We start from the raw sequence: 9,056 nt of genomic DNA, 5'->3' as shown, positions 1-9,056 counted from the left end.
GAATGTATCTGCATAGCGATGATCCTCCTTGTCACAAGCTGCTTCTACGATCTTCCTGCTCATGCAGGAGAATCAAGCGGCGGACCATCTCATTAGCCGAATATTGAGCCTCATCCTCTTGCGCATAGTGTGCATCAGGGTGGGATCTTTTCTTGTGACTAAACTCCCTGATAGCATTTGATCGAGGGCACTACGCTAAAAATAGGTACCTGCTTCGGACATTTCATCAACAACGCGCATGATCGCGCAGTGAAGAAGAGCAAGGTCACGCCGTTTCGTTTATACGATTGCCGCCACACGTTTGCGACTCGCCCAGTTGAGTCGGGCATTGACCTCGTTACACTCGCTGCGATGCTTGGTCACTCGAAGATCAACATGGTTCTTCGCTACGCGCACCCACACAAGAGGACCAGACGAGGGCGATGGACAAAATGGAACGATACGTCAACGAACAGAAGACTGCTCATGCTGAGCGCGCAGTGCAGCACCAATCAGCACAAGCGCTTTCTTAGTCAAGCGGAAATGAGTCGGCAGGGTTCGGCCTCGCTACATTACTCGCTACACGACAGCACCTGGTGATCAGGTACTCTTCGTAACTTATTGTTATTTTGGAGGCGCGGGTCGGGATCGAACCGACGCATAAAGGTTTTGCAGACCTCTCCCTTACCACTTGGGTACCGCGCCTCGGGTGGGCTATGTGCTTCTGCCCTGCTGAGTTGTAGGAGAAGTGTACCGCAGGCAGGACTTATTTGGAGCGGGAGACCGGGGTCGAACCGGCGACATCTTCCTTGGCAAGGAAGCACTCTACCACTGAGCTACTCCCGCTCTACAAGATCAAGTATAACGGCCATGTTCCTGTTGGTCAACGCGATGTCCTGCCCCCTTATCAATAAGGATTATGGTCCGGGAGAGCCCTGGTTTATTTTCCGATGCGACAGGAGAGACAAAAATATGCATCACATCTCTTGACAGGCACGGGGTTAGCAAAGGCGCTTCGCCGAAGTGAGGGAGATGACGCAGCAGATACTACAGAACGTAGGGCAGATGCACCACTGGCAGGCGCTGCTCGATTCCGCTGGGGAGGGCATATGGGGTCTCGACCTTGAGGGAAATTGTACGTTCGTGAATCGTATGGCGGTGAAATCTTTCGGTTTCGCCAGCGAAGAGATGCTTGGCAGTAACATGCACGAGCTGATCCATCACCATTATCCGGATGGAAGACACTTTCCTGGGGAGGAGTGTCCGATCTATGACGTGCTGCGGAAGAGCAAGGCGCTGCGCCAGCTTACGGATACGATGTTTCGCAAGGACGGAAGCAGTTTTGTAGCGGAGCTTTCCGCGCAACCAGTGATTGTGGAGGGAAACGTCATTGGCGTGGTCGTAACCTTCCGCGAGGTGACGGAAGTACGGCAGCAACAGGAAAATCTGCGAAAGGCCTATGAGTTGGCTGAGCAGAAGACCGCAGAGCTCGATGCTGTGATTGAGAGTATGCCGCATGGTGTCTATATCGCAACTAGGGATACGAAGCTCCGCTCGAACCATGTGGCAAAGATGATGACCGATGGGAAGTTCCCACATGAGTTGAAGACGCTCGATACGGCTCTTGCCGGGGAGTGGTCCACAGAGACTGTGCGGACTTCGGATCGTTGGATTCGAAGCGTTGCCGCGCCGATTTTTTTAAACGGGAAGATACTTGGCGGCGTTGCGGTGAATACCGATGTGACGCAGGCTCGGCTGCAGGATGAAGCTCTACGGAAGTCGGAAAAGCTGGCGGCGGTCGGGCAACTGGCTTCCTCTATTGCTCATGAGATTAATAATCCGCTGGAGTCGATTACGAACCTGCTGTATCTGATTCGGCAGTCGGAGTCGAAGGACGAGATGCAGCACTATGCGGAGCTGGCTCAGGGGGAGTTGGCCAGGGTCACTGAGATTACGCTGCAGACGCTACGATTCAACCGGCAGCACAGTAAACCGATCGAAGTTAATATGTCCGAACTGCTGCGGACGGTAATGGCGCTATACACAGGGAGGATCTTGGTTCGAAATATCGAGATTGACTTGAAACTGAGGGAGACGCCAACGGTAAAGGTGCTTGAAGGAGAGATTCGCCAGGTGATCAACAACCTGGTGAGAAACGCGTTGGATGCAATGAGCGGCGGAGGGCGGCTAAAGATAAGGTTGCACTCTCAGAGAGACAGTCATAGCGACTGCCGAGGGGTGCGCCTGACGGTAGCTGATACCGGTGAAGGAATTAGGCCTGAAATACAAGAGCATCTGTTTGAAGCATTCCAGACGACGAAAGAGTTGACTGGAACGGGGCTCGGACTATGGGTGAGCAAGGGAATTGTTGAGAAGCACGGGGGACGCATCCGGGTCAGGACACGACGTGGAGAAGGCCACGGCACTGTGTTTTGTGTGTGGCTGCCTGTGGACGGCCATTTTAACCCGCTGGCTCAGGGAGATTGATCGCGATTCTTGGACCGACAGTAATGTTCGACCGGCGCCGGGTTATGTGCGGCGTGATAAGAAGGAGAAGGTTGCTAGAGCTTGTGTCTGTCAGGCGATCCGCTGTGGCGGTTTGAAAGCCAGGGAGTTCGCTGAGTCCAGGATATCCGCTAATGCTCGCGGACTCGCTTTTGCTGAGGCTGCTGACCATGAGGGCTGTGTCTCCATCATCAAGAGTCACGTCTGAGACGAACTGCTCGTTGTTGAGGACAGGGATGCCGTTTTCCGATCCCGAGCCCAGCGATTCGATCTTGAGATCGATGTGCATCTTGATCGCGCCTGACTTTTGGACGGTGGGAGTAGCCTTCAAGGTGAGGCCGAGATCTTCATACTGAATCTGTGGAATTGTTGCAGAGCTTCCAGCAGCTGAGTTGAGGAGGCTCGCGACAGAGACTCCGTTGATCGTCGCACCCGCCAATGCAGAGGAGGTACCGGTCAGGCCCGTGGAGTAGGTTGCCGTCGTGATGGGGAAGCGTTCGCCGACGCGGAAGGTGGCGGACTGTCGGTCGCCGACCCGGATCTGAATGTCGTTGAGGGCGCGTGTGTCGCTGGCGGTCAGGGCCAGGTTGAAGGTGGGATTCTGATTCGTGGTGACGCCGGTGGTGGTGAGGCCGCCGCCAAAGAAACCGACCGTGCTGGAGAGAAGGGTGCTTTGCACGAGGCCAGAGGCGATCAGCGCAAGGGCGATGGCAACGTTGCTCGCTCCGGCAGGGATAAGACCCTGAGCGATGGCTTGATTGACGATGCTTTGATTAGAGCTGACGATGCCCTGGGCAGCGGAGGCCACGCTGTAGATGCCGATCTGCTGCGGAAGCTGTGCGCCGATGTTACGTTGATTGGTCTTATCGACTTCGTAGAGCTTGAGGTCGATCATGACTTCACTGCCACCGTCGATGAGGTCGGCGAGGGTGAGATTGATGTAGGTGAGTGTCTCCTGCGGGGCGCGAAGGACCAGAGTGCCGGACATCTTTCCTACGGTGACCTGTTTGACATCAAAGATATTTTTTACGAGGGTGCCGAGGTTATCCATCTCCTCGTTGGTCATGCCGGGGATAGAGATGGTCTCCTGCAGGACGCGCTCGAGGCGCTGGCGATTCTCCGGGGTGTCTTTGGCGATGAGAACACTCTTCGCATCCAGCGGCACCGCGAAGAGATGGGTGACGTTGAGCAGAACCGGAACTACCTGCTGATAGGTGGAATCGTCGAGGTCGAAGCGAAGGTTGTCCTTTGTTACGGAGTCATCAAATACGGGCCGGATACCGTAACCGGCGAGGACCTGACGGATAACATCCTGCTCCGGGGAGCGGAGGTGAAAGCTTTTTTTCCCGGTTGCAGGCTCGAGGGTTATCGGGCCGGCGAAGGCGGGGCCTTCGCGAATCCAGGGTTCGATCTCGGGATGAAAGACCTTCTGAGGTTCGCCGCTGTCAACTTGTGGTCCGACAATTCCATTCTCGGGATCAAGGAGGCGGGCTTCGGCAAGGAGAGTCTCGGCCTTTTCCTGTTGCCCGAGAAGCCGGGCTTTTCCGGCCTGCTGGACCAGTTCGGTGACGTGACGCTGGTGAGTCATGCTAAGCGCCAGGGCGTAGTCCCTGTCAGCGGAGTTGAGAGCGACCGCTTTGCGAAACTGCAGTTCGGCGCCTGTGAGATCGTTACGATCTAACAGACGTGCGCCGGAGAGGTAAGCTTCTTCGGCGGCCTTGGGGTTTTGTTTTGAGGGAGAAGCAGAAGAATGGCTGATGTTTTGAGTCGAGTTGGTCTGTGCCGACGCAGAGAGAGGGAGTACGCCGACAGCGATCGCGACTGCATAGCTTGCAATTGCTGAGGCGCGAAGTTGGAAGGGAACTCTCATCGACTGCTGGTTAGACGAAGCCAGAGACTACCGGGCGCTGGCAATACTTTGAACATGAGGGCGCTCGCTTCTTGGGGGACGACGCATACCGTTGCGGATCTGTGCGGTATCCATATCGAGCTCCGCCAGGGTGCGGCTAAGTGTATTGCGGTGCATGCCGAGCTCTTCCGCAGCTTTGCACTGATTTCCTTTGTGATGCGCCAGCACTTCGAGGATGTAGCGCTTCTTGAACTGACGAACGGCCTCCGAGTAAGGGATACCGGCGCTGTGCATCTGCGTGATCAATCCGTCCATTTCGCGCTTCAAGGTTATTCCTCGCTGGCGGCTCCTTTTTGGAACCACTCTCTCATTGTGCCTCTACCGTTGCGGGTTGATCCAATGCGGCGCGTCGTGCTTGAGTTGTTCTGCGCCGTCCAGAATCTGCTGCTGAAGGTGGTGAGGTACAACGAAGGATACCGCATGCGCCCCCGCAAGGAAATAGGAAGATAGTTGCGAGTTTGCAGTCCAACCGGAGTTAGGGAGAAAGGCGGCGATAGCCATCATCAGGGCGACGCCAAGCAGGCAACCTCGGGCAAAGCCAAAGAACGCTCCCAGAAGGCGATCGAAGAAGCCCAGCCCGATGGCGTGCGCGGTTCGGTTGAGGGCTTTGCCGAGGAGTGCGCTGAGGATCATGACTCCGACGACGAGAAGGAGAAAGGCGGCGATTTGCGCGGTGGCTGGTGTCGTAATGAGGCGTTGAAGATAGAAAGCAAGTTGGCCGTAGTTCCAGCTGGCGATCAGGATTCCGGCGATCAGGCCGCCGAGGGAGAAGAGTTCGAGGATGATGCCACGCACGAAGGCCATGATGGTGGAGTAGGCTAGGATTGCGATCAGAATCCAGTCGAAGAGGTTCATACGGTTCAAGTGTTTGGGAGGTCGGCGTGTCCAGTGAGGAGGCGGTAGGCTTCGAGATATTTCTCACGTGTGCGAGTTACGACTTCCTCGGGGAGAGCTGGCGCCGGAGCCTGCTTGTTCCAGTGGATGGATTCCAGATAGTCGCGGACGTACTGCTTGTCGAAGGATGGCTGAGGGCCGCCGGGGTTGTAGGTCTGGGCGGGCCAGTAACGAGACGAGTCGGGAGTCAGGACTTCGTCGGCCAGGATGATCTGATCCTCGCCGTTCTTGTCGGGGATGAGGCCGAATTCGAACTTGGTGTCGGCGAGGATTAACCCTTTGCTGGCCGCGTGTTTTGTAGCGGTCTCGTAGATTTTGAGAGTAAGAGTCCGTAGCGCCTGGGCATGGGTTGTGCCGATGGTGTCTTCGACTGTTTTATAGGAGATATTTTCATCGTGACCACCGGTGTTGATCTTTGCGGCAGGGGTAAAGATGGGCTCGGGCAGGCGGTCGGATTCGCGAAGGCCCGGGGGCAGCTTAATCCCACAGACTGCGCCCGTCTGCTGGTAGTCCTTCCAGCCGGAGCCGGAGAGATATCCGCGGACGACGCACTCGACGGGGAACATCTTGGCCTTTTTGACGAGCATGCTGCGACCTGCAAGCTGGCTCAGAAAGGGCTGTAGTTCGATAGGGAAGTGTGCGGCCTCAGCGGTGATGAGGTGGTTAGAGACGATGGGCTGAAGAAGATCGAACCAGAAGAGAGAGAGCTGGGTGAGGATCTTTCCTTTGTCAGGAATGCCGCTCCCGAGAACATGATCGAAGGCGGAGATACGGTCGCTGGCGACGAAGAGAAGCTGGTCCGCGGAGAGCGCGTAGATGTCGCGGACTTTGCCACGTGCGGTGAGGGGGAGCGAACCTAAATCGGTCTTCAGCAGGGCTGTTGGCATCACGTTGACGGTACCACCTCTTTGAGTATGCAAATCCGATTGAAACGAACCATTTTTTTAGAGCGGGAAGACTTTATCCACGGTTCCTGCTGGCTCCGCGGGCCAGCGCGGGCAGCGACCAAGGACGGTCTTCGTGGAAGGAAAAGCTACGGCGGTGGCGCCGTTTGTGTCGCATTCGCGGTTATTGAATGGGATTATCCGAACCTTATGGCGCAGAAAGGGAGCTATGGGAGGACGATAAGAGACGATCAGATCGACTCCCTTATTTCCTTCGCCGGGATTGTTCCAAGGTTTGACTTCGTAGAAAAAATGATTGCCCATGGGCACCTTTGTGTAGGTGGCAGGGTCGAAAAGCTCGCCAAGAGGAAGCACAATACTCGCTGCAAAGACCGGAGCCAGCAGGATCACCGCGCTCAAGGAAGTCAACCACTTTGGAGACATCCGTGTGAAGAGAAGGACCAGAAGCTCATAGGCGGCAACAGCCAGCCAGTAGATCAAGATGTTTAGCTTGTCGGAGATGGTCCCCCATTTCGCTGCCGAGAAAAATCCCTGAAGCAGGACCAGAAACACGCACACGATAAGGAGGCCGAATCTTAGACGATAAGGCAGCGTGCTCCAAAAAGTCCGCAGCAAAAGCATAGCCATCGTCAATAGGAGAAGGGCAGCGGTAGTGAGCGGTACGTTCATGCCTTTTTAGAGTAGCTGCTTTTGAGGCTTACAGGGGACGGACGAAAGATCTGTTTGGGTGGATAGAGGGGCTGTCATTGAGGTAAAAAAAGCTGGAGCGAGTGGTGAATCGCTCCAGCTGCGCAAAGGCTGGGGATTGATCTTGTGGCGGCGCGATCAGGCTACGGCGCGGCGGTTGTCGGCGGTGTCGCGGCGATTCAGATTGACGCTGACGATCTTCGAGACGCCGGGCTCCTGCATGGTGACCCCGTAGATGACATCGGCCTGGGACATAGTTCGTTTGCTGTGGGTGATGACGACGAACTGTGTCGTAGCGCTCATATCGTGAATGAGCTTAGCGAAGCGGCCTACGTTGGTCTCGTCGAGCGGGGCATCGACTTCGTCCAGGATGCAGAACGGTGCGGGTTGGAACTGGAAGATTCCGACGAGCAGCGAGAGAGCGGTGAGAGCCTTTTCTCCTCCCGAGAGAAGCAGGATGTTCTGCAGCTTTTTGCCTGGAGGCGAAGCGACGATGTCTATGCCGCTCTCGTTGGAGTTCTCGGCATCTGTGAGCTTCATGAAGGCCTGACCGCCGCCGAAGAGCTTGGTGAAGGTGATGGAGAAGTTGTCGTTGATGACCTTGAAAGCTTCATCGAACTTGAGGCGGGAGACGTCGTCTATCTCTTTGATGGAGGCCTGGGTGTTTTCGATTGAGTCGAGGAGGTCTTTGCGTTGGGTTTCGAGGAAGCTGTGCCGGGCGACGGTCTCGTTGTATTCGTCGAGAGCCATCATGTTGACGGGGCCCATAGCTTCCAGCTTCTGCTTGAGGGCGCGGGATTCTTCTTCCTGCGTGTGCAGGTCGTCGCCTTCGATGCGAGCGATGTTCTGGTCTTCGCGGAGGGTGATGGCTTCCGCGCCAAGGTCGTTGAGGCAGGTAGCGTCGATGTGCTCGATGTCGGAGGCGAGCTTTGCGGCGCGAGCAGTGAGCGATGCACGCTGTTCGCGGAGAGTTTCTGTCTCATGACGCAGGGTGCGGAGGCGGGCGTCTAACTCTGACATGGAGGAGCGGAGTGCATGAGCTTCTTCGGTGAGACGAGCGCCCTGAGCCATGGCGTTGGTGCGGGTCTCCGAGAGCTCGGCGTGCTGGACCGTTAAGGCTGCGGTCTCCTCTTCGCGGCGGAGTTTCTCTGCGCCAGCAGAGGCCAGCTGTTGATCCAGCTGTTGGATGCGCTGACTTTGACCATTGTAGAGGCGTGTCGTCTGCTCGAAGTTGGCTGCGGCGTTGCGGCGACGCTCTTCCAGTCCAGCGAGTGCAGCCGAAGCTGTTGCTGCATCCTGTTGGAGCTCTTCGCGGCGGCCTCTGAGTTCTTCAAGCTGTTCCTGAAGGGCAGCCAGGCTTGCTTCCAGAGTGTTGCGTTCGTTCTCGAAGGCAGTTGCCTCCTGTTGACGGCGCGCAATCAGGTCGACTTTCTGGTTGCGTGCGTCACGGCTACGCTCGCTGGTGAGAGCCCAATCCTGCAGGCGGCGTTCAATACGGGCGACCTCGGACTCCATCTGGCGGAGCGCTGCGCCGGAGTTGGCGGATTCGCGCTCGGCATCGCGACGCTCGTGGGTCTTGCTCTCTATGGTCGCGTTGAGGGCAGCAATCTGGTGCTGCAGTTCGATGGTGGTTCGATCGGTCTGGGCGAGCTCCTGCTCGGCTTTTTCCAGTTTCTGCTGAACCTCGGCAACCTCACGCTTGAGGGCCAGCGGGCCCTGGGTGCGGGGACGACCGCCTGTCACGGTGACATTGTGAAAGGTCTCGCCGGAGGGGGAGAGGAAGAATGCCTGAGGGTTCGAGAGGGCCAGCGAGCGGGCGGTGTAGGAGTCCGGGGCGACGAAGCCTTCGCGAAGCTTGGGGAGGATGACTTCGAGCGACTTTCCGAAGCCGTCGAGGACGCGGATGCACTCTTTGAGCGGAACAACGTCGTCGACGCCATCGATGTTGGTCTGGGCGACGCTCGGCATTCCTTCGGTGAATGCGAAGTTGGCCTGGGAGTCATTGGGATGGACGAGGAAGGTTGCGCGACCGGTGACGTCGGTCTGCAGAAGATGCATGCCGGCGTTGGCAGCATCCCAGGATTTGACCACGACGTAGTTGAGCTCGTCGCGGAGGAACTCATCGACGACACTCTCGTACTTGCCATCGACTTCGAGGAAGTCTGCAAGCGTGCCTA

7 protein-coding genes, 2 tRNA genes and 1 pseudogene are annotated in these 9,056 nt (G+C 56.8%); 2 read left to right on the top strand and 8 right to left on the bottom strand.

Features of this window, described 5'->3' with window-relative positions:
* The first annotated feature begins 177 nt into the window (after positions 1-177).
* The gene (locus GSQ94_RS21925) at positions 178-579 is read left to right on the top strand and encodes a tyrosine-type recombinase/integrase (RefSeq protein ID WP_158945238.1); all 402 of its coding nucleotides are present in this window, start codon (positions 178-180) and stop codon (positions 577-579) included.
* Positions 580-609: 30 nt separating this feature from the next.
* On the opposite strand, the gene GSQ94_RS18075 is transcribed toward GSQ94_RS21925, so the two are convergent.
* Together GSQ94_RS18075 and GSQ94_RS18070 are read right to left on the bottom strand one after the other, a co-directional pair.
* Positions 610-684: transfer RNA gene (locus GSQ94_RS18075), tRNA-Cys, on the bottom strand.
* A gap of 66 nt (positions 685-750) precedes the next feature.
* Positions 751-825, bottom strand: a tRNA-Gly gene (locus tag GSQ94_RS18070).
* 186 nt (positions 826-1,011) lie between these two features.
* Between GSQ94_RS18070 and GSQ94_RS18065 the strand changes: the two genes are divergently transcribed.
* On the top strand, positions 1,012-2,466 hold the full coding sequence (locus GSQ94_RS18065; RefSeq protein ID WP_158945237.1) for an ATP-binding protein: 1,455 nt from the start codon (positions 1,012-1,014) through the stop codon (positions 2,464-2,466).
* Here GSQ94_RS18065 and GSQ94_RS18060 read toward each other — a convergent pair.
* From GSQ94_RS18060 to GSQ94_RS18035, 6 genes and pseudogenes are all read right to left on the bottom strand, one after another.
* Positions 2,441-4,354, bottom strand: coding sequence for a hypothetical protein (locus tag GSQ94_RS18060; protein WP_158945236.1), 1,914 nt, complete (start codon positions 4,352-4,354; stop codon positions 2,441-2,443). The two genes, GSQ94_RS18065 and GSQ94_RS18060, sit on opposite strands and share 26 nt — an antisense overlap.
* Before the next feature lie 27 nt (positions 4,355-4,381).
* Positions 4,382-4,660, bottom strand: coding sequence for a helix-turn-helix domain-containing protein (locus tag GSQ94_RS18055; RefSeq protein WP_158945235.1), 279 nt, complete (start codon positions 4,658-4,660; stop codon positions 4,382-4,384).
* 51 nt (positions 4,661-4,711) lie between these two features.
* Positions 4,712-5,248: a CvpA family protein gene (locus GSQ94_RS18050; RefSeq protein ID WP_158945234.1), complete on the bottom strand. Its 537-nt coding sequence runs from the start codon at positions 5,246-5,248 to the stop codon at positions 4,712-4,714.
* Between the two features lie 5 nt (positions 5,249-5,253).
* On the bottom strand, positions 5,254-6,174 hold the full coding sequence (locus GSQ94_RS18045; RefSeq protein ID WP_158945233.1) for a phosphoribosylaminoimidazolesuccinocarboxamide synthase: 921 nt from the start codon (positions 6,172-6,174) through the stop codon (positions 5,254-5,256).
* Between the two features lie 57 nt (positions 6,175-6,231).
* Positions 6,232-6,861, bottom strand: coding sequence for a hypothetical protein (locus GSQ94_RS18040; RefSeq protein ID WP_158945232.1), 630 nt, complete (start codon positions 6,859-6,861; stop codon positions 6,232-6,234).
* A gap of 156 nt (positions 6,862-7,017) precedes the next feature.
* A pseudogene (locus GSQ94_RS18035) lies at positions 7,018-9,056 on the bottom strand (chromosome segregation protein SMC); the annotation flags it as partial.

This window comes from Granulicella sp. S190 (genome assembly GCF_009766095.1).
In the GTDB taxonomy this organism is placed as follows: domain Bacteria; phylum Acidobacteriota; class Terriglobia; order Terriglobales; family Acidobacteriaceae; genus Edaphobacter.
This window is presented reverse-complemented; position numbering and strand designations above follow the sequence as displayed.

Coding starts and splice junctions, on each gene's coding strand:
- GSQ94_RS18065 (WP_158945237.1), top strand. CDS start 1,012: ATGACGCAGCAGATACTACAGAACGTAGGGCAGATGCACCACTGGCAG.
- GSQ94_RS18060 (WP_158945236.1), bottom strand. CDS start 4,354: ATGAGAGTTCCCTTCCAACTTCGCGCCTCAGCAATTGCAAGCTATGCA.
- GSQ94_RS18050 (WP_158945234.1), bottom strand. CDS start 5,248: ATGAACCTCTTCGACTGGATTCTGATCGCAATCCTAGCCTACTCCACC.
- GSQ94_RS18045 (WP_158945233.1), bottom strand. CDS start 6,174: ATGCCAACAGCCCTGCTGAAGACCGATTTAGGTTCGCTCCCCCTCACC.
- GSQ94_RS18040 (WP_158945232.1), bottom strand. CDS start 6,861: ATGAACGTACCGCTCACTACCGCTGCCCTTCTCCTATTGACGATGGCT.